Genomic DNA, 23132 nt, shown 5'->3' with positions numbered 1-23132 from the left:
ACGAAACAAATTTGTCCTTTAAACACTGCATTTCACGCAAATCACACCATTTTTAATACCTGTCTCAGTAGCTCAGTTGGATAGAGCACATGCCTCCTAAGCGGCAGATTGTTCGATTCCTTCGAGCCTTGAAAATTGCATAAAACTTATAAATGTCTCAGTAGCTCAGCTGGATAGAGCACACGCCTCCTAAGGTTGCGTTACAACGGCCACCTCAAAAAAAACTAAATAAGGGATTGCAGTTCGACTTTGATCGGGCTATAATCATATATCAGACACGTCCATATAGCTCAGCTGGATAGAGCACACGCCTCCTAAGCGTGGGGTCGGAGGTTCAAATCCTCTTATGGACGCCAGTGAACAACGCCGAAAGCCTTTGTTTTCAAGGGTTTTCGGCTTTTCTTATATAAAAAGCTACGAAAAAGCTCTTTCACTGTATGAGATAAAATTCTACTCCAAAATTTGATTTTTGACAACCCCTCCAGAATCGAACGGTTGTTATAAGACAAAATCGCCAGCTAATTTTTAGCAGAAAACGGGCTGTTCTTGCTAATGAAAATGCCCTTCCTGCTAATCAGCCCCAAAATCGTGCCAAAAATCCAGCTAATCAAAAAAGGCGGATGTTTTGAATACCATGCAGTTATAGCAGATAAAATTAAATATCGTTATGTACATAGAGCGTCTATTTGCCCCGCATTGGGGATGGATAGGCGCTCTTTTTTTATGCCCAAACCCATGGGCAAATACAAGAGATTGGAGGTGTTTTATTTGAGCAAGCCTGTTTATACCGCAGACAAGCCGAGCGACTGTCATTACTGCTACTTCTGGACGAATGGCAGAAAGGGCTGCCGTCTGGGTAGAAATAATTGCTACTACTTAATCTCTTTGCCGCCGAAACCCAAGTCGGAATGTGATGGCTGTCCCTATGGGCGAGATCACCCGTGCATTGGTTGGTGTACGAAGAAGGTTATGCGTGAAGTGGGGCTTCGTTGATATGGATGTGTATGAACAGGAATACCGCTTCTACTATTTTGCCCGATGTCCTTACGAAAAGACGGATACGACTTTCCGCAGCATTCCGCTGACAACAGAAAGTTTTCCGCAGAAAGAAGGTGGTGAAGCCGTGTGAGTTTTGATTATTTTTACGGTCAGCAATCCGATCTATTCACATTCTATCGAGTTCCGAAGGTGTTGTTCACGAACGAGAGGTTCTGGAATATTTCTGCCGATGCCAAGATGCTGTATGGCATTTTGCTTGACCGCATGAGCCTGTCTGCCAAGAATGGTTGGATAGATAAAAACGGTAGAGTGTATATCATTTTTACAATCGACGAAGCGAAGATGGCTCTGAACTGTGCTGAACAAAAGGCTATCAAGCTGCTCAGTGAACTTGAGAAGAAAGCAGGATTGATTGAACGTAAGCGCCAGGGTTTGGGAAAGCCCAACCTGATCTATGTGAAGAACTTTATCTCTGCTGTGGATTCACAACTCTTGAATTGTGAAAATCACAATTCTGGAACAATGGAAATCACAACTCAAGAACTTCCGAAATCACAATGTAATAATACTGATATTAAAAATACTGAATTTAGTGATACTGATTCTATCTTTCCTTCCGGAAATGGTGGAATGATGGACGAGAATGACCGGTATCAAGAATACTTTGATTATTTCTCGGATCAGCTCAGTATGGATTTGTTGAAGAAGGATTACCCTTACGATTCCGAAATGCTGGATAACATTCTGGAGTTGATCGTTGAAACAGTTTGCACGAAGCGACCGTTGATTCGCATTGGTGCAGAGGAGCGTCCGGCAGAAATTGTCCGCAGTCGGTTTATGAAACTGAATGCCGAACACATTCGATATGTTATGGACTGCTTCAAGGAGAACACCACAAAGATTAGAAATATCCGTCAGTATATGCTGACTACGATATACAATGCGCCGACGACAATAGACACCTACTACGATGCTCTTGTTCGGCACGATATGTCACACGGATATTTGGAAGGAGGATTTAAGAAATTGAAAATGAAGCGAGAGGAAGGAGAGTGACGATAAATGTCGAAAAAAGCAACCATCATTGCGGTGGTCAATCAGAAAGGAGGCACTGGAAAGACCACCACCACCGAGAATCTGGGCGTTGGCTTGGCTCTTGAAGGAAAAAAGGTGCTTCTGGTAGACACCGATCCCCAGGCTTCCCTGACGGTCAGTTTGGGCAATCCCTGCCCGGATGATCTGTCTCCGACACTTTCCGATCTGATGGGAAAGATTATGATGGAAAACCCTATTACTCCCGATGAAGGGATTCTTCATCATCCGGAGGGCGTTGATTTGGTGCCGTCCAACATCGAACTCTCAGGTATGGAGGTAGCACTGGTCAATGCCATGAGCCGGGAAACCATTCTCCGGCAATACCTGGATACAGTCAAACAGAATTATGATTACATTCTTCTTGACTGTATGCCGTCTTTGGGTATGCTGACCGTCAATGCGTTGGCAGCTGCCGACAATGTGCTGATACCGGTTCAGGCAGCATACCTTCCTGCAAAGGGTCTGGAACAGCTGCTTGGAACCATCAACAAGGTCAAGAGGCAAATCAACCCGAAACTGAGGATTGAAGGGATTCTTCTGACGATGGTGGACAGCCGCACCAACTACTCCAAAGACATCAGCAATCTGATTCGGGAGAGCTACGGCGGAAAGCTGAAGGTTTACAAGACCGACATTCCCCGCTCTGTCCGTGCAGAGGAAATCAGCGCAGAGGGAACCAGTATCTTCAAGCATGATCCCAAAGGCAAAGTTGCCGAAGCCTATAAAATTCTGACGAAGGAGGTGTTAAACAATGCAGAAAAAAGGCGCAAACATCAGCTTGAAGGGGTACGATGATATTTTCTCCACCGATCAATCCAGAGCTGAAGCCCAGCAGGAGCGTGTGCAGGAAATTCCGCTTTCTGAGCTACACCCCTTTGAGGGACACCCCTTCCGTGTGGTTGATGATGAAGAAATGATGAAAACGGCAGAGAGCGTCCGAGATTTCGGAGTTCTCACTCCTGCGATTGTCCGTCCTGACCCCGACGGTGGTTATGAAATCGTTTCTGGTCACAGGCGGCACCGGGCATCGGAGCTTGCGGGTAAGGAAACCATGCCTGCGATTGTTCGTGACCTGGACGATGATGCAGCCATTATTTTGATGGTTGATGCGAATTTGCAGAGGGAGAGTATCCTGCCGAGTGAAAGAGCATTTGCTTATAAGATGAAGCTGGATGCGATTAAACATCAAGGTCAACGCACCGATTTAACTTCATCCCAAGTTGGGATGAAGTTGCAGGCAATGGATATAGTCGGTCAGGAGGCAGGAGAAAGCAGAAATCAGGTACACCGTTATATCCGTCTGACCGAACTGATTCCGGAACTGCTGGATATGGTAGATACGGGTCAGATCAAATTCAATCCTGCGGTGGAGCTTTCCTATCTGGCAAGTGAAGAACAGAAGGATTTTCTTTCTGCAATGGATTATGCTCAAGCAGCTCCTTCCCTTTCGCAAGCACAGCGAATTAAAAAGCTCGCACAGGAGGGCGAGTGTACGCTGGATGCGATGTGCGAGATTATGAATGAAATCAAGAAGGGAGAGCTGGACAGAGTAACCTTCAAAACGGATTCGTTGCGAAAATACTTCCCGAAGTCCTATACCAACAAGCAGATGGAGGATAAAATCATTCAGCTTTTGGAGCAATGGCAGAAAAAAAGAGAAAAATCAATGGAAAGGTAAGGTAAAAAATGTTTACACCCAAAAACATTCAGGGCGCTTTGGAAGAACTCTACGACCTTTGCGATCCTGATTATATGGTAGATATGCTCGTAAACTACAGTGAGGAGTTCGATGATATTTCTCCTGCGCTTCTGGCAAAGTCGTTTCAGAAAAATGCCGAGATGATTAGCGAGTATCGAGTATTGTCCTCTGCTGGTGAGGGTATCGACTATCAGGGAAAGGTACTTCTGAACAGCAGAGCCGTGCGGCTTCTGTCCTATGTAGAAGATATGAGCGGCGATGAAAAAGTTCGCACGATTCAGAGCAAGGAGCTGTGGTTAGCAGAAGATATGACATTCTATGTGGTGTCCTGTATGTCTACGATCACGATGGACAAGGAAGAAGCCATTTGTCTTAACGAACACCGCAGCGTGGTTACTACGGTGGAATGCGAGGACGATATTTTCTTCGACATGGGTTCCCTGATTTGCGAACTGGACGATATTTGCTTGTTCGAGCTTTTAGCCGATGTGGATGCGACTATTTATGAACTGTAACAGGTTCATGGATGGTCGCTTTTCTTATTTCCAAAGAAACGGAGGTATCGAAACTTGAAAGAATACGATGTGAAGATCACCGAAACCTTGGAGAAAACGGTTACGGTGCAAGCAGAATCTCACGATGCGGCAGAGGAACAGGTTAGAGCCGCTTATTACAATTCGGAGTACATTCTGGACTCCGAAAACTTTACCGGTGTTGCGTTCGGCACGACCGAGGAACGGGAGGTTCAGAAAGAACAGGCAGATACCATGAATGTGTTGCTGGTAAAGCCGTTCATGTATCCGCAGGCTGTGCAGATCGGCTGTGAGCTGGAGGATTTGCAGAAAGCCGTAGGTGGCGATATTGAGGCAACTTATCCGTTCAATGAGCCGGTTGCACTGGTGATGCACGACGAAGGTAAACTCGTAGGCAAAGAACTGAACCGTGCGCTGCGTGATGATGACGGCGATATTTATGACATTATCGCCGGTGATTTTCTGGTTGTGGGATTGGGCGAGGATGATTTTTGTTCTCTGTCCCCGGAACTGATGAAGCAGTTTGAGGAACACTTTCATCAGCCTGAGACTTTTGTACGCATGGGGCGCAGCATTATGGCGCTTCCCCTGCCGGATGACATGGTGAAGAAAGAAGATGCACCTGTCAAAGCTGATTCGGTTCCCCACAAAAGTAACCCTGACCGAGATGTTCTGTAAGGAGGTTCTTATGCAAAGAAATTCGACGATTGGAGAGCTGATGGAGCGAAAGCGGATTCAGGATGGTGCCAAGGAGTACCAGGGACATACCTATATGGACTTGGCACGATTTGATGACGCCACCAAGCACATGATTATTTTCGATGTGCTGACCGATGAATCGCCTGTCGGTTGGAAAGGCGAAAGAAATCGCCTGTATTTGAGCGATGTGGGTTATCAGAAGGCTCTGGATAACCAGAAAGCTGGCAATATCAAGATTATCAGCCATGCCGCAGTTGCCAAGGGCAATCTGTATTACGACCACAGAGATATGGCACGATAATCTGTTCACTCTACTGCTTGCAGGAGGTGATGAATCATGCAGGAAGAAGTTGAAAACAGAACAGTAAACCTGGCGATCAGCACAACCAAGCTGACGGGGCGCACTATCATTGCCGGTATCCGCAAGTATTTGCAGCACCGGGAAAAAGTGAAGATGAAAAAGGCACGAGACCCTGCCGTTCATGGAAAGCAATCCGTGAAACAGCTTTTGGGACAGAATCAGGGTGCTACGAATGTTGAGATCGACAAAGAGAGTATCCGTGATTTTGAAAAGCTCGCCAAGAAGTATGGCGTGGACTTTGCCGTAAGAAAAGATAAGTCCGTTGATCCTCCCCGGTTTCTTGTTTTTGTCCGTTCTAAAGATGCAGATGCTTTGGATGCAATCTGCAAGGAACATCAGGCAAGGGCATTAACCAAGAATGAAAAGCCGAGCGTTCTGGCGCAGCTGAAGAAGTTCAAGGAAATTGTCGCAGCGATTCCGAAGAAGGTTCGAGAGAAGAAACAGGAGCGTGATCTGTGATGGATAAGAGAAAAATGAAAAAGCTCCTGATTCTGAATTTACCGTATTTTCTGGTAGGGTTGTTCGCTACGAATTTAGGAGAAGCATGGAGATTGGCTGAGGGGGCAGATTCATCTGCGAAAATCCTCAGCTTTTTTCATGCCCTTCCGATAGCCCTGAACAATCCGTTTCCCAGCTTTCACCCGTTGGATTTGCTGATTGGTATTCTCTGCGGCGCAGGACTTCGGCTGGCTGTCTATCTAAAAGGCAAAAACGCAAAGAAGTACCGACACAATGTTGAGTACGGTTCTGCTCGTTGGGGAACGGCAAAAGATATTGAGCCGTTTATTGCACCAAAGTTCGAGGACAATGTGATCCTGACGAAAACGGAGCGGCTGATGATGAGCAATCGCCCGAAGAATCCTGCCAATGCCCGAAATAAGAATGTTCTGATTATCGGCGGTTCGGGTTCCGGTAAAACTCGCTTTTGGTTGAAGCCAAACCTTCTCCAGATGCACAGTTCCTATGTGGTCACTGACCCGAAAGGCAGCATCGTGATTGAGTGCGGCAACGCCCTTTTGAAGCATGGCTACACCATCAAGATTTTCAACACCATCAACTTTCAGAAGTCGATGCACTATAACCCATTTGCCTATATCCATTCAGAAAAAGACATTCTGAAACTGGTGACAACGCTGATTGCCAACACAAAGGGTGATGGAAAAGCCGGTGATGAGTTCTGGACGAAGGCGGAAACGCTGCTCTACTGTGCCTTGATCGGATATATCCACTATGAAGCTCCGGTTGAGGAACAGAATTTCTCCACCCTGATTGAGTTCCTGAACGCAATGGAGGTGCGGGAAGATGATGAGGAGTTCCAGAACCCGGTGGATCTGATGTTTGAAGCCCTGGAAAAGAAAAAGCCGAATCACTTTGCAGTCCGTCAGTATAAAAAATACAAGCTGGCTGCCGGCAAGACCGCTAAGTCGATTTTGATTTCCTGCGGCGCTCGTCTGGCTCCTTTTGATATTCAGGAGGTCAGAGATGTGACTGCCTATGACGAGTTGCAGTTGGATACTCTCGGAGATAAGAAAACGGCGCTCTTTCTGATTATGTCAGATACGGATGCGACGTTTAATTTTTTGATCTCCATGATTTACACACAGCTGTTCAACTTGTTGTGCGAGAAAGCAGATGATGTGTACGGCGGCAGACTGCCGGTTCATGTGCGCTGCTTGATTGATGAGATGGCAAACATCGGTCAGATTCCCAATCTGGAAAAACTGGTAGCGACAATCCGAAGCCGTGAAATATCGGCTTGCCTTGTTCTCCAGGCACAATCACAGCTGAAAGCCATTTATAAAGACAATGCCGATACCATCATCGGCAACATGGATTCCCGAATTTTCCTGGGTGGTTCTGAGCCAACCACGCTCAAAGAACTGAATCAGGCATTGGGAAAAGAAACTATCGACACCTACAACACCTCCAACACCAGAGGTAACAGCCCGTCTTACGGCTTGAATTATCAGAAGTTAGGCAAAGATATGCCATAATTCATGGTGACGAGTTCAGTTGCCTTGAATAACAGATGAACAGGGACACGATCAACTGGATTCGGATAAAACGAAAACAGGAGGTCGCTATGGAGAAATTGAAAAAGCATATCCATGATGACAGTAACGGTCTGGACTATGTTCTGGTCGGAGACTACTATATTCCAGACTTACAGCTGCCGGAGGAAAGCCGCCCAATCGGACGGTGGGGACGGATGCACAGGGAATATCTGCAAGAGTATTGTCCCGACCGGTACAATGAATTGCTTCTGTCTGGAAAGCTGTGGACATATCTTGCCGATCTGGATGAGCAGGCACAGAACCGTCTGGATTGTATCATTGCCCAGATAAAAGAAACAGAGGGAGTCACGGAGGAATTGAAAGCAAAAGACCAGCTTGCATGGGTCGGTCACATGAACAGCATACGCCACCGGGCAGAGGAAGTCATTCGGTCTGAGATGATTTTCGTCTGAGAAGGTGGAAAAACTGAGGCCATTCACTTTTATAGTGGATGGCCTTTTTGCTACCTGCGCTTTTTCTTTTTTGGCATATAATACGGCTGTGACTTGGCTTTTCCCCGCATATTGTTTGGGTTTTTAAGCAGTTTGGACAGGCTCAGTATCCGCAGAAAAGCCGAAAAGTCCTCGGATGAAATTTTTTCAAAAGGAATCTGCATTTTATCACAGAACTCATGGATCATAGCTTCTGTGTCGGTTCCCATCTGTATGGCCTGTTCAAAATTCTCTTTGACCTCATCCAGTGTTGGCTGTGGGTCGGCTGTGGTCTTGTCTTTCAAATGGGCTTCCCGTATATCCCGGACAATGCTGTCCAGATCATCATGAAGGATATGGCTGTAAAAATCGTTCTCCTGTACCTGACCCAATTCCAGCGTCCGCATATACAGATCATTTTCTCCAGGTGCGTGTTCTTTAAGAATGGTCTGCCGGGTAGCTTCCAGAATCAGATTCATCTGGTTCACCCGCATATCAGCGATCTGGTCAATAAAGATTTCCATATCAACCATCAGCCGCAAAAAATTTGGATGAGTCGCCAGTTCACAAAGCAGGCGGTTGTTGATCTTTCCGCTGCTCAAAAGTTCCACCATAGCGTCACTCAGATGCAGAGCTTGAAGCTCCGTGTTTGGGTGATTTTTATTTTCTGACACGCCCATCAGATAATCAGTGGACACTCCGTAAAACTTTGCCAGTGTCGCAATCGCAAATGGGCTGATGTCTTTGTAGTCATCGCTCTCATATTTCCCCAGTGCCGACTTAGACAGGCCGGTCTGTTCTGCCAGCTGTTCCAGCGTCAGGTGCTTATCCACCACTCGCAGGTCTTTGAGCCGTTCCGGGATTGACAGTTTTGTGTACATCAAAGCACCTCCTTGCCATCGGTTTTTGTTTTTCATTATAGCACATTTCCGAGAGCGTGGAAATATGCGGTTTTCATGTGCTTTTCCTGCGTCTTGGACATACGGGAGCAGCCCTCTTTTTTCGGTAAACTGGTTCTTGTCAGGAGACATAGAACCTTGAAAAATGAATGACCGACTGCAAGGGGGACGACCTCCGGGGAAGTGACGCCACGATAAGAGCGCACCAAAGAGGACAATACGCTGGGAGAGAATCCGGGCAGGAATATTTTGCAGACAGACCGGCAGACAGAAAAATAAACGATGCGGAACATACCGCATCAAATGAATGGAGGTAGATCATTATGAAACTGAATATGAAGGAAAAGAAAATTCTTTACGCTTACGCCTGCCCCAGCCATCACAACACAGTGACAAGGCTGAAATGGCTGACAGCATTGACTGTTGACCCGGAGGCGAAAAGCCAGATGCTTCATCTTGCTCGTAAAATTGAGACAGAGACAGAGGAAAGGTGGTACGAAGCCTTTTACCATCATCTGCGTATGGAGATGGACGAATACCGCCGGATTAGACGCAGTCTGCGTGCGCTGAAAGCAAACACCGATTATGAGGAGGAACTGTATGAGGAAGCTGTCTAAATATGAAAAAGAAACCATCATCAACTGGAATGAGGGCGAGACGATTGCCAGTATCTACACCTTCAATGCCAGCTTGAAACGCAGACTGGAGGATTTCAGCCGGAAGTACCCTCTGCTGTGCCGCTTGGAACGCAGTACGCCGGAAGGTAGCGTGACCTATGTGATGGACAAGTCACGACTTTCGATCCGGCTGGTGCCGCCGTACAGCGAAGAACGGCTGGCAGCTGCAAGGGAGTACGCAAAAGAGCATGGCTTTCAGGTCATACAGACAGAAGAAAAAATCGCTTAAAATGAGGGCGATTTACGAAAAAATATCGGGTCTGCACCCGCTGTTTTGATCGGCAATTTCCGCAGGCGTATTCTGTATCCACTTCTCGCCTATGGGCGTAAATGTACGGATACGGAGCCGGTGAAACTGGCAAAAACCGCTTCTGCGGTGAAGGCCAGCTTCGCCGGTGCGGGAGTACAGAGGGCAGCCAGCCCTTTGTGCCGGGGTGCAGGGGCGGCAGCGCACTGCTGGGGTCAAGGGGCAATGCCCATTGGCGGGTTGAGGGCAGCCAGCCTCATCGGGTCAAGGGTGAAACGCCTTGCCCAGGGAAAGTTGATGCCTGCGTCAACTTATACTGGGTATTACCTGACGCAAAACTTCGCAGGTCTGGCGGCTTTGCCGCCCTCCCCAGCCCAGAACATCTTTGCAGGAAGGAGGAAAAATGTTTGAAATTAACAAGACACAATGGACGATCTGGGAAGCATGGCACTTACAATCCCCGGCACAATGACCGTCGGTTCGATGTAGAAAATAGCGAACACATTGACGCTGAGCGTGCCAGACAAAATGTGTACTGGGATTGTTACCGGGGCTTTACCACCCACGACTTTCGGGAAAACCCAGAGCAGCCGGATTTCAGCTTTGAGGAAATTGAACGGATGTATTACTACGAGCATTATGCCGACCATGTCAATGCTCAGAACGCCCGGAACGAGAAAACCCGGCACATTGAGCGCAATCGCACTGTGGATGATCTTTTGAAAAATAACAAGACCTGTCCAGAAGAAAGCATCTACCAGATCGGCACTATGGAAGAATCCGTTCCGCCAGAGACTTTAGCGCTCATTGTCAGTGAATTTTATGAGGAATTTGAAAACCGTTTCGGTTCTCATATCCACATTTTAGACTGGGCGCTCCATCTGGATGAAGGAACTCCGCACATCCATGAGCGCCATGTATTTGACTGTGAAAATCGGTATGGAGAGCTGTGCCCCCAGCAGGAAAAGGCGTTGGAGGAACTGGGTATCCCTCTCCCTAAACCGGAACAGCCAAAAGGAAAGCACAATAACCGGAAACAGACTTTTGATGCAGTCTGTCGGATAATCTTATTTGACGTTGCCAAACGGCATGGGCTGCATCTGGAACAGGAGCCGTCTTATGGTGGGCGTGACTATTTGGAAAAGCAGGATTATATCCTGATGAAGCAGAAGGAGCAGCTGGCGACACAGGAACAAAAGCTGGAGGAACTGACGCTAAAAATTGAGGATGTAGAAACCTTGCTGGAAGATGTTTCCGGTGCAGCCTATGACAAGGCGGTGGAGGTTGTGACCGACAAGGTTCGGGAACAAACCCAGCTTGAAGATATGGAAGTAATTGAGAAATATCGAAAGAGCGTGGTATCGCCCAATGCCAAAAATTCGCCAGAAGTTGTGAAGATAGCGAACACTCTGCTGAGTAGGGTGCGAGAAAAATTACAGCAGTCTGCTGAAAAAGTTCTCAAAAAGGTACAGGCGGTGCTGTTAAAACCGGAGGTCAAACAGGCTGGCAAAGAGCAGATCAAAAATAAAGCCAGAAAATCCATTAAGGAGAAGCTGGCACAAGGCAAACTGGACGCTGATCGGGAGAACCGGGAGCGCTGGGAGCGTGAAGGACGGATTGCTCCAACAAGAAAACAGGATATGGAATTGTGAGGCATCTGATTTTCTATGGAAACCGGATGCCTTTTGCATTGTTTGGAGGTGGAAGAAACGAATGTATTTGAAGCAGTAAAACAGTCTGTTACCACAAGGCAGGCTGCTTTGGTTTATGGAATTTCAGTAGGACGCAACGGGATGGCTTGTTGCCCGTTTCACGATGACAGGCATCCCAGCATGAAGGTGGACAGACGGTTCCATTGTTTTGCCTGTCAGGCAGATGGAGATGTGATTGATTTCACTTCCCGTCTTTTTGGACTAAGCAGTAAAGAAGCTGCCTTAAAGCTGGCAGAGGACTTCTCAATCAGCTTTGACCGCAAAGGCCACGATCCGCCACAAAAGAGAGTAATCAAAAGAAAAATCAGCGAGGAAATGCGATACCGGCAGGCAGAGCAGAAATGCTTTCGGGTGCTGTGCGACTACCTGCGTTTGCTGGAACGATGGAAAGAAGAATATGCGCCCAAACAACCGGAGGATGACTGGAATCCTTTGTTTGTGGAGGCTCTGCACAGGCAGCCATATATCGAATATCTGTTGGATCTTCTTCTGTCTGACAGCATAGAAGAACGAGCTTTTGTAGTTGCGGAGTATGGAAAAGAGGTGAGGAAAATTGAACAGCGAATATCAGAGTTTATCGCCAGCCACCCAGCAGGCTGTGATGAGCGCAGCCGAAGCCATAGCGCCGGAACAGAGCGTTGATAAGGTGCGGCAGAGCCTTTCTGTTACCGACAAGGGAAAAACAGCCAACACCATCGACAACTGCCGGATTGTGTTCTGCTGCGATCCACTCCTGCGGGATGCCATCCGGCTTAATCTCCTGACAGACCGGGTAGACATTGTACAGGACTTGGGCTGGCGCAGGAATACCAGCGCTCTGACGGATACTGATGTGAAATATCTTCTCCTCTATTTTGAGAGAAACTATGAGCTGACCAGTGAGAAAAAGATCACGGCTGCCCTTTCTATCGTAGCAAACGAAAATTGTTACCATCCAATTCAGGATGTGCTGAACAGTCTTGTCTGGGACGGTACACCACGCATCCGATCCTGTCTGCACCATTTTCTTGGTGCTGATGAAAGTGACTATGTGGAAGAAATGCTGAAACATTTCCTGCTGGGTGCTATACGCCGGGTATTCCGTCCCGGTTCCAAATATGAAGAAATGCTTTGTTTGGTGGGCGGTCAGGGTGCCGGGAAGTCCACATTCTTCCGACTGCTGGCGATCCGGGACGAATGGTTCTCTGATGACCTGAAGAAGTTGGATGACGACCGGGTATTCCAAAAGCTACAAGGTCACTGGATCATTGAGATGTCAGAGATGCTTGCCACCAGCAGCGCAAAGAGCATTGAAGAAATCCGTTCCTTTATTAGCCGACAGAAGGAAACCTACCGGACACCTTATGAATCTCAGCCTAAAGACCGGCTTCGGCAGTGCGTGTTCGGTGGTTCCTCGAATACCCTGGACTTTCTGCCGCTGGATCGAGCCGGGAACCGGCGCTTTCTCCCAATCATGATTTACCCGGAGAAGGCAGAGGTTCACATTTTGGAGGACGAGGACGCTTCCAGAGCGTATCTGTTGCAGGTATGGGCAGAAGCTATGAGCATTTACCACAGCGGCAAGTATTCCATGAAATTCAGCAAGTCCATCCAGCGTCAACTGGTGGAGGTGCAGAAAGACTTCATGCCGGAGGACACCGAAGCTGGACAGATACAGGGATTTCTGGAACACTACACCGGAAACATGGTCTGCTCAAAACAGCTGTTCAAGGAGGCGCTGGGACATACCTTTGATGAGCCGAAGCGGTGGCAGCTCCACAATATCAATGAGATCATGAACACGGTCGTGACCGGTTGGAAGCCTTTTTCCAATCCCCGGATGTTTGCCGGATATGGCAGACAAAAGGGCTGGGAACGGGACACTTCCGGCAACGAACTACCCAGCAACGAAGGTGGATTTGTAGAACTGAGTGAAGAAGAATGCCGTCAGCTGGAACTTCCGCAGGAGTGGATCGCCTGACAAGGACGGTCTGTTGCCGGGATAGTTGCCAGTTGGTTGCCGGGTTCGTTGCTGATAAATTTATGGTTTTGATATGGAAAAAGCCCGTAAATAAAGGATTTTTATTATCTATCTATGTTTCCGGCAACGAAAGCAACGAGATTTTACAAGAAAATTTGAAAAGTAAGAAATCAGGGTCAGACGATAGTTTACAGGTTTTTTGATGTCCGTTGCCGGACTTCGTTGCCACAGCTACCGTCTGATCCCCTATTCTATGGAGGTAGCCTATGGAGAAAAACAAGAAGCAGAATAAAAAAGTCCAGTTTGTAGTGGTTCGTGAGTTTTCTGGGGACAAAACCATGCGGGAAGCCTTTGAGCAGCTGATCGAGCGTCAGACCTGCGAACACTTCGAGGAATGGTTAGAGCATCAGGAAATGGCACGAAAAGCGGCGTAAAGCAGTTGAATCATGGACAGGGGCATGGTATTATAATGGTATCGTGTCCCTGTTCATAGAAGGAGAACACTATGAGCAGGAAAAAACAAGTGAATCAGAAAATCACAGCCCTTTATTGCCGTATCTCTCTGGAGGATGGCGGCGATAATGAGAGCATGAGCATCAGCAACCAGAAACTTATGCTCCGGGACTTTGCCGAAAAAAACGGAATGTTCCAGTATGAGTATTATGTGGATGACGGTTATACAGGCCGCAATTTCAACCGCCCTTCTTTTCAGCGCATGATTGCCGATATTGAGGCGGGAAAGATCGGCTGCGTTATCACCAAAGACCTGTCCAGACTGGGCAGGAATTATATCGAAGCTGGCAGCTATATCGAAATCTTTTTCCCAAAACACAATGTACGCTATATCGCCATTACAGACGGAGTGGACAGCCTGACCCGTCAGGAAATGGACATTACGCCGTTTAAGAATATCCTGAACGATATGTACAGCCGGGATATTTCCAAAAAGGTGCTGGCAGGGCGTATGACCCGTTCCCGGCAGGGGAAGTTTTGTGGTGGGCAGCCGCCCCTCGGTTTGATGCGTGACCCGGAGGATAAGGGGCATTTGATCCGTGACCCTGAGACAGCACCGGTAATCCGAAAAATCTATGATATGGCGCTGGATGGCTGGGGATGTATGCGGATTGCAAAGCAGCTCATGGATGATAAAGTCCCAATCACCAGAGTAAAAAGTAACACAGAATGTGATGTAAATTACTATTCATGGGGAAGTGCAAGAATCAGCCATATCCTGCGGAATCCCTTTTATAAGGGCGCACATCTGGTCTGCCGGACACATCAGAAAGGGATTCGCTCCAACACCTATGATATTATCCCTCGTGAGGACTGGGAAATTATCGAGGATTGCCATGAAGCAATCATCTCCCCGGAAGAATGGGAGCAGGTGCAGGAAATCATTGACCGCAGACCAACCATTATGAAGGGCAACTCCTGCCCCTTTTATAACCTGTTCCACGGTATCATTTATTGTGCGACTTGCGGAAAGTCCATGCAGGTGCGGTATGAAAAGGTTGGCAGAACCGGAAAGAACCGTTTTACCGGCGAACAGCGGGAACCGATTGATAAGGCGTATTATATCTGCCAGACCTATAACAGGCTGGGCAAGAACGCCTGTACCAGCCACAAGATCGAAGCCAGAGATTTATACAATCTTGTGCTGAAAGATATTCAGGAGCTGGCAAAGACTGCTCTCAAAGATGCCGATGCTTTTTATCAGCGGCTGAGCAACCGGATGGAGCGCCGGTATCTTCTGGACGCTTCCCAGACACAGAAGGAATGTCAACGACTGGAAAGCAGGAATCGTGAAATTGATGAGATGTTTCTGAGCCTATATACCGATAAGGCAAAAGGAATCTTGACTGAGCAGCGTTTTATGAAGCTGACAGCAACACTGGAGCAGGAGCAGGAAGCTAACCAGAAGCGCCTGCGAGACCTGCTGTTGATGATGCGCCACTCTGACGAACAGGAAAATGAAGTCCGCACCTTTATCAAAGAAATCCGGCGTTATGCAGCCATTGAAGAACTGGATGAAGCGGTGCTGAACCGGCTCATCAGCAAAATTTTGGTGGGCGAAGTCAAGAAGATTGACGGACAGAAGGTGCAGGAAGTCAGAATCGTTTATAACTTTGTCGGAGAAATCCCGGAGATTACAGCATAATCATTTCGCCTCATCTTTCAATCAGCGAGGGATGAGGCTTTTCTTTTTGTAAAATTGCAATAGATATATTCATAATTTATTTACAATTAAATTCCTAGCCGTACAGCAGAAAAATGATGACGAAAGATCATGCAAATGCTATAATGTTTGCATATAGATATGACAATTTGACCATATCGGAATCTTTATTCAAACAGATGATTGGAGATATTGCTATTATGAGAAATCCATGGCCAATTTTCAGCATTGCGGCTCTCTCCGGAGCTGCGTGCTTGATTTATGATCACTTTTTTTCTTACGAGACTATGTGGATTGCTGTTGTAGTGTTCCTTGTGCTGCTGGCTCTATGCTTTTTCGCATATTGCAAATATGAACACTGGCTGGCAAAGAAACTTAACCCCTATGTGGTGGCATATCAAAGCGATCACAACCTTGAGAATTTGAAACATGGATTGGATCGCTGGCGTCCTTGGGCACTCAGCAAGCATTCCAAAAACATCATTACAGCGAACTGGTTCTCCGCTCTGCTGGAACAACAGCGCTGGACAGAAGCGGAAGAAACTTTGGAGCAGTTTTTGCACCGAGCAAAAAATACGCAGGATAAACTGGGGTATCACCTACTTCGTGAAGATTACGCAAGGGCGATCGGAGACACTGAATTAGAGAAGCAGGAACGACTTCTAAGCGAACAGCTAAAAACCCAGCTTGGAAATAAAAAGGGAGAATCAAGAATACCCGCAAGCGCCAAAGAGAGTAAATATGCTTTCTTTTGCTGGCTCTCTTTCAGCGTTGGTCTGGCACTGTTCGGAATCATCAGCAATATCGCCACCGGGGACTCAATCCTTGGATCGTTTGGAGCCGGAGTTTTTATTTTGGGCTTGTTCTCGTTCCCAGTCTGCTTGATCTGGCTGATTCTCTGGTTGATCCGGCGCAGAAAGGAGGCTGCTAAATGACTTATATCCTCCCGGTACTCTATGTAATTGTGTCTTATACATTCTTTCTTTTGGCAGTTCATTTTGGCAATGCAATCACATTGCAGATAGTATCGATCCTTCTGCCCTTTATTATGGGGATCGTCAATTTGATTGTTGTGCTGACCGTAGGAAGAAAGTGGTCGAGAAAAACATTGCTGAACTGCACTTTGATCATCAAGTATGGACTAATCCCGTTCTACCTGATCGGAGGGAGCATCACTGTATATGTAACGCTGATGGCATTCTTCCCATTGCCGCTGATGGCGTTGTTCGGACTGGTAACCATTGTTTTTTTGATTTTGGGATACGGGATTCTATTAGGGGCAGCTCCCTATGCTATCGCTTATCTGATAAAGTCATGCAAAGACGGCATACATCCGAAATGGTTGGCGGTTTTAGCTGGAATCTGCCAGTTCTTCTTTTCCTTTGATGTACTTGCAATGATGGTTCTGACATTAAAGGAGCGGCACAGGGTCAAAACGACGATTGCCGTTTTCTGTGCAATGTGTCTTGCGCTCCTGCTTATCGTACTCTATGTGGTCATGACGCTGATAGGGGCATAATCGACCTTTATATAGGATATGAGTTGTTCATACATAAAACAAATTTGATAGAATCGCAGAAAGGATTTACGCTTATGAAAAAACAATGGATTGCTTTACTGACAGGATGTGTGCTGGTATGCAGTATGCTGGCCGGATGCGGCTCAAAACCTCAGACATCAGCTCCGGCAGCTGCGGGCAGCGATAAAGGCTGTACGGATGAGGCCATTCTGTCTCAGCTGAAAAATGACGGGACACCTGAGTTCGTACTGGATGGTACTTACTATACGCTTCCTTTGGAAACTTCCCAGCTGATACAAGCCGGCTGGAGTTTGGAAACGGAAGAATATGATGCAGCAGAGGTTTCTCTGCAACCCGGCGAGCGTATTTATGGGGAACTTTCCAAAGACGATCAGGAAATAGATGTTGCAATCGTAAATGCCGGGACAGAGCCATGCAAGCCTGCTGAGGGCGGAACGGTGGTAGAACTGGAATACTCTGCCGATAAGGATCAACCAAATCCTGATTTCTTTGTAACGCTCAATGGGATCAACTGTGCGATGTCCAACGCAGCTTTACAAAAGGCGCTGGAAGGTGTAGACGGATATAAACTGAATTCCGCAGGAAATATCGACATCAATCGTACTGATGATGATGATGAAATTGCTGTTTATAAAGTCATTCTGGATGATGACTACACAGCAATCACGCTTGCTTCGGACAATGTTTTTGAATACAAGGATTATCAGCCGCAAGAGGTAAAAGAACAGGCATCTAATGAAAAGATTGCCGCTTACAAGGATACTACAAAAGCCGAGATGGAGCCGTATGCTCAGGATTTCAATGCGATCATCGAGGGATATGAAGAAAATATGGTCGTTGGATTTTACAGTGAAGGTACTATTTGGGGCGAAGAAGTCGGTGAATATAAATCTATTGCCGGAACGCCGCTCGCTTCGGATGTGTCTCTCTACATCGCAGAGGATACAACCGGCCAGCTCTACTGTATTGCTAACCAGATTTTGAATGAAGATGGTACTGTAAGCACTGCCATTGAGCTTGAGGAAGGCGATCAGGTCAAGGTTTGGGGTTATGCTTCACAGTATCTGGAATTGCAGGAAGGTCTGAAAATCGTCGTGGTTCAGCCTGGTATCATTGAACGCAACGGCGAACTGGTGATCCTGGACAAAAATTTGAAAGCAGACTAATGCTTTTGAACGCCGGGTGCATCTATCAAAGGATTGCATCCGGCGTTCTCAACTTAAAACAATAATTAGGAGGAACAATTATGCTTACAATGAATGAAAAAGATAAAAATGAAATGCTGGAAGCCATTTTGAAGGAAAACGAAGCCTATCAGTGCAAGTTATGGGCGGTCATCATGGCCGGAGCTGATACCTATGCACTGATTGGAGGACTTTCTACACTGACGGGGGGTGCTGCCGCTGCATTAGGCGCACTGAGCAATGCTTACTGCTATCTGGGAGTTACCGAGAAACACCTGAATATGGTCATTGTAAATTCCGTCAATGTCTCAAAAATTGAAAACCGGCTTTCTCTGCCCTTAAGCAGCATAACAAAGGCAGAAGTCAAGGGTGGGCTGCTGCCCGGAAGAAAAGTCGTAATGCTGCATTTTGGAAAAGAAAAAATGAAAATTTCTTTGATGAACAATGCGATTGGCTCTGATATTCAGGGGCAGAAAGAAAATGTTGAGATGTTCTGCCAGATTGTTTCCAAACTCGGATAACCAGTATTATAAAGTGAGAGGAATCAGAGTATGAAAAAAATCTTAATTGTGTTATTAACTATGGTGCTGCTCCTTGCTGGATGCGGCAAAAATGGGGCTTCATCGCCGCAATCTCCCTCTGATGAATCTGTGGCGGATCAGCAGGAACCTTCTTCTTCCGAAACCGAAATATCATCTGAAGATCACGCGATTCCCGGAAGTTATACCGTCCCGGATGGATGGGAGAAATCTGAGAAGCATTCTACTGATTCGCAGATTTTCTATATAGAGGAAGGCCACGAAAATGATGAAAAGCCGGACAACATCTCCATCCATGTAGGAAAGAACAAATATAGTCTGGATGAGCATGAGCAGTTTCGGGATGCGATCGTCCAACAGATTTTGATGCAGCTGGATGGTATTGAAGCACAACTGAACGGGGATGGAACCTATACCGAGCAGGGGGATCTGCTTTATATCTTTACCATCGACGAGGGCGATATTGTCACCACGCAATACTATATTGTAAAGGATTACGGGTTCTGCCTGATCCAGCTTACAAATTTCAGCGGATCAGAAACCACTGAACAGGCCGCCAGGGACATGGTAGATAGCTTTGTTTGGGATACAGAAGGATAAATTGATACAGGAACAGTGATTTTATAGGAAAACGACGAAGATGGAGAAACGAAAACTTTCAGGAAAAACAATTTTGAAGCTGGCAGGGGCACTTTTGGCTCTGGCTTATTTGGGATTCTATTTTTATGTAGGTATTACAGGAAAACTTCCTTATATGCACGAAACTGTACATATCATGCGATACGGAGATCGTAAAAAATGGGTGGCAGGTGGTATGACAGCAGCCATGATTCTTGGTATATGTATCAACTCTGCGCTTAATGACTTAAATCTCAAGAGGATACGCAAGGAGTCATTTCTACCCTTGTTTTTCACTATGATTTTTCCGATTATCCTCCTTCTGCTTCTGGAAGCTTTTCTGGATAATGGCTGGCTTGGGATTGGCATTTATGCCAGTGTTGCAATCTTCATGTGTGCGACTGCATGGATTCCACTGATCCTAAGAAAATGGATCACCCATCTACTTTTGCGTGGCAAACCTATGAGTGGCAAACAGCAAGTGCGGATCATTGAGTGGATTCATTTTCATCCACTGAGAAAGTTGCTGGTTTTCGGGCTGTGGGGCTTTGGCGTTGTACTGGTTCTGCGTGGCATCTGGGTAACGGCAACCGGGAAAATCGAAATGGATGGAGAGCTTTTTCTGTTTTTACTTGGCACAGCAGTTCTGGTTGTAGCGCTGTTTCAGAAAATGAGACGCTATATCTGCACGCCTTACCGGAACATACCGGTACTGAATCAGATTCTCAGCAAAAATCAGCTGGAACAGCTGCTGGATGGAGAACATTTTGAACCAATAGAGTTTGAAGATGAGGGCATGAAAAAGTATCTGGAAATATACCAAAGCCAGAACTGGATGCTGATTGGCGGTAAGCTACTCTCAAAAAAGCTGGCTTTATGGTTCACAATGAATCGGTTCAGGAACCATACTTCCCTGAAGGTACTTTACCTTAACGGCATGACTGCCAAAGCAAAGGTCGATCTGGATATTCGAGGGGACCGGTACACGGAGTTTACTGCTGTGCTGAAAGAATTGATTGGATACGAAGGCACACTTAAACTGTATGAAAAAGAAGAACAGCTGGCACAGAAATTTGCGTCCTTTTTCCCAGAGCAAACTTCCGAACAAGATCGTGTCGCTGCTTTTCTTTCTCAGGATGTGACGCTGATCTGGCAGGATTACATTCAGACCTTCTCTCCGCCGCCAGATCCCCGAAAGAAAAAACGGAGTAGACGGGAACGGGAATAAAAGATTTTCTTCATTTTTCAATGGAGAAAGGCTTACGAAAATAAAGAGGATATAACTTGGAGGTTACCTATGAACTATGATATGAATATGATTAAATACCGCAAAAGTGGGTTTTTCAGAATTGCAGCAGCTATTCTGATGATCTGTTTTACACTACTTTGGCTTACCGCTTGCGCCGGTACTACTGACAGCAAAGATAATAACGATGATAATGCACTGATACAAGGGACATGGGAAATAGATACCGGCTCTGGTGCTGGTTATAAATTCGTTGACGATAAGTTTATGTGGTTAAAATCCATCGAGAATGTTAACGATAACTACTGGTACGGAGATGTTGAGTATTATAAAGGTGCTGAAGCAATGGAAATAGCAGGACTAACAGAGGAGGAACTTAAGAGCAGCCTGCCAGGTCTTAAACCTGAAAACATTTTTGTAACAAAATTAGATCCCGAAAAAATCATTACCGATGGTGAGGATAAAACTGCTACCAATATGAACGACCAAACCTTATGGACTCGCTTATGGCTTATTGAAGAAAATGAGGACAGTGTTGCTGCGGTAGTGTTTGATTTAGAAACTTTTAGTATGGAGAGCTACACTAAAGTTAAGTAAAACCAGAAATTTGAAGTTGTGTAATTGAAATGTCACAGATGTATTGGGAGAAAGAGTTATGGTTATAAAGAACTAGGAAGGAGAAATATTATGGCTGTTGATAACGCAAGTCAGATTGATGCAATCGCAAACGATAAAGAAAATGCTTGTTTGGTACTCCTTATTACCGACCATTTGAATTGGGACAATGAGTTTGAACACTTGAAGATTTTACAAGATAAAATCAATGCGTATGTGGCTTTTATCGAAAGCGAACAGTACGATGAAATATACCCCAATGCTGATTTTAAGATGGCTATGATAGAAATCCATTTCAAGTATGATATAACAGATAACTGCCAGAAATTTTTGCAAGTAGTTCAAGATCAATTAGGACGGATAGGGATAAAAATCAAGGCACAGATTAGCTAACAGTTTCCAGTTTGTAGAACTTAGTAAAACAAAATTCAGTTTGCATAGCAGGCAGCCCAACCACAATTAAATCTTCACAGCTTTACTAAGCAGGAGATCCGAAAGGTCTCCTGCTTTTTTGCACCCTAAATTAAATGTATCACAGCTAAAACTATCGAAAACAAAATAGGCAGATACCATAAAAGAAGTTTTTCTTTGGATAGTGCTTGTCTTTTTTGAATTCATCACTTGACATTGTGGCAAAGACCTTGCGAGCGTAGATGAGCTTGCGGTTCTGGATGGCAGCAAGTGTATTTTGCAGTTGCGTGGTGTCAGACCGTTTCTTTCTGACAAGTACGATCTGACGCAGCACCCCAATTATAAGTACACATCAGACTTTGATAAGAGAAATGAGTTCAACATTGAGCAGTTTCTGAGTCGAAGGTTGAAGCTCAAGGCAGGTGATGAGTTTGTGGTAGTCGATGCGGATTAAGGAGGTTTCTGTTTGGAAAATCTGAAAACGGTATCTGCCCTGGTTAAGAACATCTTGGAACACGACCACAAGGCAAGAAATACCGACAATCATTTGTACCTGATGGTACTGGAACACTATTCCGGTCTGTGTGGCATCGACATTCATGCCATGACGGTTCCTGTGTTTTTGAAGGAACTGGATAGACGCAGCTTTCCGGGGTTTGAAACTGTCCGCAGAAGCAGACAGAAAGTGCAGGCAACCTACCCTGACCTTGCTCCCAGTGAAGCCGTAGGCAAGCGCAGAGCAAAAAATGAGGTTGTATATCGAGAATTTGCAGAAAGCGAGGTGTAAAAAAAATGACTTGGTGGATCACGGATACCTCTATTGGGCAGCGATTGAAGTTCGTTAGACGATTTCGCCGCCTTACCCAGAAAGAGCTTGGACTCCTGATGGGGTATTCCGAGAAAACAGCGGATGTCCGTATTGCTCAGTATGAGAAAAACGCTCGAACCCCTAATGCAGAAACCACAGCGAAACTCGCAGAGGTTCTGAAGGTTTCACCTGTCGTTTTTTCACCGACAATCTGTGCTTCTCGTGAAGATTTGTTGCAGTCAATGTATTGGCTGTTTCTTATGAAAGGTGGTGGTGATATATATGATTGTGAAACTGAATATGCAAGAAGCAGAATGGAACAGAAACTTGGCGTGATAACCGTCGAGGAGTTCCTTGAAAAGATTCTCGTAAACTAAGCCTTCCGTCCGGTTTTGATGCCGGTAGTACGGAGGGCTTTTTCTATTCTCAAAACAATTTCAAATTTTAGGAGGAAAATATTATGGCATTTTTCAATAGCGCAGTAACCGTTCTTCAGACTCTCGTTATCGCTCTGGGCGCAGGTCTTGGCATCTGGGGTGCAATCAATCTGCTTGAGGGCTACGGCAACGATAACCCCGGCGCAAAGTCCCAGGGCATGAAGCAGTTCATGGCTAATTAAAGGGAACAAA

At 46.1% G+C, this 23132-nt stretch carries 28 protein-coding genes, 1 tRNA gene and 3 pseudogenes; 31 read left to right on the top strand and 1 reads right to left on the bottom strand.

Annotated elements, in window-relative coordinates; all coding sequences use genetic code 11:
• The first annotated feature begins 279 nt into the window (after positions 1 to 279).
• The 12 genes and pseudogenes from DWZ82_RS12245 to DWZ82_RS12190 all read left to right on the top strand — a co-directional run bounded on the left by DWZ82_RS12245 (position 280) and on the right by DWZ82_RS12190 (position 7853).
• Positions 280 to 356, top strand: a tRNA-Arg gene (locus tag DWZ82_RS12245).
• A 412-nt stretch (positions 357 to 768) separates the two neighbouring features.
• Positions 769 to 993 carry a hypothetical protein gene (locus DWZ82_RS12240; protein WP_021632741.1) on the top strand — a complete coding sequence of 75 codons (225 nt, stop codon included), beginning with the start codon at positions 769 to 771 and terminating at the stop codon, positions 991 to 993.
• Position 994: 1 nt separating this feature from the next.
• The gene (locus DWZ82_RS15885) at positions 995 to 1129 is read left to right on the top strand and encodes a hypothetical protein (RefSeq protein ID WP_265113830.1); all 135 of its coding nucleotides are present in this window, start codon (positions 995 to 997) and stop codon (positions 1127 to 1129) included.
• Complete coding sequence (locus DWZ82_RS12230; RefSeq protein WP_002304312.1) at positions 1126 to 2055, top strand: DUF6017 domain-containing protein; 930 nt, start codon at positions 1126 to 1128, stop codon at positions 2053 to 2055. Before DWZ82_RS15885 ends, DWZ82_RS12230 begins: the two co-directional genes overlap by 4 nt.
• Before the next feature lie 6 nt (positions 2056 to 2061).
• Positions 2062 to 2889: a ParA family protein gene (locus DWZ82_RS12225; RefSeq protein WP_002304313.1), complete on the top strand. Its 828-nt coding sequence runs from the start codon at positions 2062 to 2064 to the stop codon at positions 2887 to 2889.
• On the top strand, positions 2846 to 3772 hold the full coding sequence (locus DWZ82_RS12220; protein WP_002304314.1) for a ParB/RepB/Spo0J family partition protein: 927 nt from the start codon (positions 2846 to 2848) through the stop codon (positions 3770 to 3772). The genes DWZ82_RS12225 and DWZ82_RS12220 overlap by 44 nt, the downstream gene beginning before the upstream one ends.
• An 8-nt stretch (positions 3773 to 3780) precedes the next feature.
• On the top strand, positions 3781 to 4308 hold the full coding sequence (locus tag DWZ82_RS12215) for a hypothetical protein (protein WP_002304315.1): 528 nt from the start codon (positions 3781 to 3783) through the stop codon (positions 4306 to 4308).
• 54 nt (positions 4309 to 4362) lie between these two features.
• Entirely contained in the window at positions 4363 to 5004 is a 642-nt protein-coding gene (locus DWZ82_RS12210) for a DUF3846 domain-containing protein (protein ID WP_002588969.1), read from the top strand.
• A 10-nt stretch (positions 5005 to 5014) separates the two neighbouring features.
• On the top strand, positions 5015 to 5326 hold the full coding sequence (locus DWZ82_RS12205; protein ID WP_002304317.1) for a DUF5720 family protein: 312 nt from the start codon (positions 5015 to 5017) through the stop codon (positions 5324 to 5326).
• 36 nt (positions 5327 to 5362) lie between these two features.
• On the top strand, positions 5363 to 5845 hold the full coding sequence (locus tag DWZ82_RS12200; RefSeq protein WP_002304320.1) for a PcfB family protein: 483 nt from the start codon (positions 5363 to 5365) through the stop codon (positions 5843 to 5845).
• Positions 5845 to 7374 (top strand): annotated as a pseudogene (locus tag DWZ82_RS12195) (VirD4-like conjugal transfer protein, CD1115 family); the annotation flags it as partial. The gene DWZ82_RS12200 and the pseudogene DWZ82_RS12195, both read left to right, overlap by 1 nt.
• Positions 7375 to 7469: 95 nt before the next feature.
• Positions 7470 to 7853 (top strand): TnpV protein, encoded by a 384-nt coding sequence (locus DWZ82_RS12190; protein ID WP_002593334.1) that lies wholly within the window; start codon positions 7470 to 7472, stop codon positions 7851 to 7853.
• Positions 7854 to 7903: 50 nt separating this feature from the next.
• On the opposite strand, the gene DWZ82_RS12185 is transcribed toward DWZ82_RS12190, so the two are convergent.
• Positions 7904 to 8752, bottom strand: a complete 849-nt coding sequence (locus DWZ82_RS12185) for a helix-turn-helix domain-containing protein (protein WP_002594259.1) — start codon at positions 8750 to 8752, stop codon at positions 7904 to 7906.
• 341 nt (positions 8753 to 9093) lie between these two features.
• On the opposite strand from DWZ82_RS12185, the gene DWZ82_RS12180 reads away from it, so the two are divergent.
• From DWZ82_RS12180 to DWZ82_RS12090, 19 genes and pseudogenes are all read left to right on the top strand, one after another.
• Positions 9094 to 9387, top strand: a complete 294-nt coding sequence (locus DWZ82_RS12180; RefSeq protein ID WP_002594258.1) for a hypothetical protein — start codon at positions 9094 to 9096, stop codon at positions 9385 to 9387.
• Positions 9371 to 9676 carry a hypothetical protein gene (locus tag DWZ82_RS12175; RefSeq protein WP_055271589.1) on the top strand — a complete coding sequence of 102 codons (306 nt, stop codon included), beginning with the start codon at positions 9371 to 9373 and terminating at the stop codon, positions 9674 to 9676. Before DWZ82_RS12180 ends, DWZ82_RS12175 begins: the two co-directional genes overlap by 17 nt.
• 425 nt (positions 9677 to 10101) lie before the next feature.
• Positions 10102 to 11346, top strand: coding sequence for a serine/arginine repetitive matrix protein 2 (locus DWZ82_RS12165; RefSeq protein ID WP_118437749.1), 1245 nt, complete (start codon positions 10102 to 10104; stop codon positions 11344 to 11346).
• A gap of 15 nt (positions 11347 to 11361) precedes the next feature.
• A complete protein-coding gene (locus DWZ82_RS12160) occupies positions 11362 to 12048 on the top strand; it encodes a CHC2 zinc finger domain-containing protein (RefSeq protein ID WP_004612786.1) in 687 nt (228 codons plus the stop codon).
• On the top strand, positions 12008 to 13366 hold the full coding sequence (locus DWZ82_RS12155; RefSeq protein ID WP_118359278.1) for a virulence-associated E family protein: 1359 nt from the start codon (positions 12008 to 12010) through the stop codon (positions 13364 to 13366). The genes DWZ82_RS12160 and DWZ82_RS12155 overlap by 41 nt, the downstream gene beginning before the upstream one ends.
• A gap of 266 nt (positions 13367 to 13632) precedes the next feature.
• A complete protein-coding gene (locus tag DWZ82_RS15415; protein WP_004612784.1) occupies positions 13633 to 13800 on the top strand; it encodes a hypothetical protein in 168 nt (55 codons plus the stop codon).
• A gap of 71 nt (positions 13801 to 13871) precedes the next feature.
• A complete protein-coding gene (locus DWZ82_RS12150; protein ID WP_118437748.1) occupies positions 13872 to 15524 on the top strand; it encodes a recombinase family protein in 1653 nt (550 codons plus the stop codon).
• Positions 15525 to 15640: 116 nt separating this feature from the next.
• Complete coding sequence (locus DWZ82_RS12145) at positions 15641 to 16477, top strand: hypothetical protein (RefSeq protein WP_227166639.1); 837 nt, start codon at positions 15641 to 15643, stop codon at positions 16475 to 16477.
• Entirely contained in the window at positions 16474 to 17061 is a 588-nt protein-coding gene (locus tag DWZ82_RS12140) for a hypothetical protein (protein ID WP_004613375.1), read from the top strand. Before DWZ82_RS12145 ends, DWZ82_RS12140 begins: the two co-directional genes overlap by 4 nt.
• A gap of 74 nt (positions 17062 to 17135) precedes the next feature.
• Complete coding sequence (locus DWZ82_RS12135; RefSeq protein ID WP_118365217.1) at positions 17136 to 18248, top strand: hypothetical protein; 1113 nt, start codon at positions 17136 to 17138, stop codon at positions 18246 to 18248.
• 80 nt (positions 18249 to 18328) lie between these two features.
• Positions 18329 to 18787: a hypothetical protein gene (locus tag DWZ82_RS12130; protein WP_002592082.1), complete on the top strand. Its 459-nt coding sequence runs from the start codon at positions 18329 to 18331 to the stop codon at positions 18785 to 18787.
• Positions 18788 to 18817: 30 nt separating this feature from the next.
• Positions 18818 to 19405 carry a hypothetical protein gene (locus tag DWZ82_RS12125; protein WP_118365216.1) on the top strand — a complete coding sequence of 196 codons (588 nt, stop codon included), beginning with the start codon at positions 18818 to 18820 and terminating at the stop codon, positions 19403 to 19405.
• A gap of 40 nt (positions 19406 to 19445) precedes the next feature.
• Positions 19446 to 20651 carry a hypothetical protein gene (locus tag DWZ82_RS12120; protein ID WP_118437746.1) on the top strand — a complete coding sequence of 402 codons (1206 nt, stop codon included), beginning with the start codon at positions 19446 to 19448 and terminating at the stop codon, positions 20649 to 20651.
• Positions 20652 to 20720: 69 nt separating this feature from the next.
• On the top strand, positions 20721 to 21266 hold the full coding sequence (locus DWZ82_RS12115; RefSeq protein WP_118365215.1) for a hypothetical protein: 546 nt from the start codon (positions 20721 to 20723) through the stop codon (positions 21264 to 21266).
• A 90-nt stretch (positions 21267 to 21356) separates the two neighbouring features.
• Positions 21357 to 21677, top strand: coding sequence for a DUF6572 domain-containing protein (locus DWZ82_RS12110; protein ID WP_025489039.1), 321 nt, complete (start codon positions 21357 to 21359; stop codon positions 21675 to 21677).
• 238 nt (positions 21678 to 21915) lie between these two features.
• Positions 21916 to 22149: pseudogene (locus DWZ82_RS15710) on the top strand (VirD4-like conjugal transfer protein, CD1115 family); the annotation flags it as partial.
• A 12-nt stretch (positions 22150 to 22161) separates the two neighbouring features.
• A complete protein-coding gene (locus DWZ82_RS12100; protein WP_118481057.1) occupies positions 22162 to 22482 on the top strand; it encodes a hypothetical protein in 321 nt (106 codons plus the stop codon).
• Positions 22483 to 22487: 5 nt separating this feature from the next.
• Positions 22488 to 22880: a helix-turn-helix domain-containing protein gene (locus DWZ82_RS12095; protein ID WP_002304334.1), complete on the top strand. Its 393-nt coding sequence runs from the start codon at positions 22488 to 22490 to the stop codon at positions 22878 to 22880.
• An 83-nt stretch (positions 22881 to 22963) separates the two neighbouring features.
• A pseudogene (locus DWZ82_RS12090) lies at positions 22964 to 23116 on the top strand (Maff2 family mobile element protein); the annotation flags it as partial.
• Positions 23117 to 23132 lie beyond the last annotated feature (16 nt).

This window comes from Butyricicoccus sp. AF35-5AC (assembly GCF_003477715.1).
Classification (GTDB): Bacteria; Bacillota; Clostridia; order Oscillospirales; family Butyricicoccaceae; genus Agathobaculum; species Agathobaculum butyriciproducens.
The sequence above is the reverse complement of the archived record's forward strand: the minus strand, read 5'-3'. Positions and strand labels throughout refer to the sequence as shown.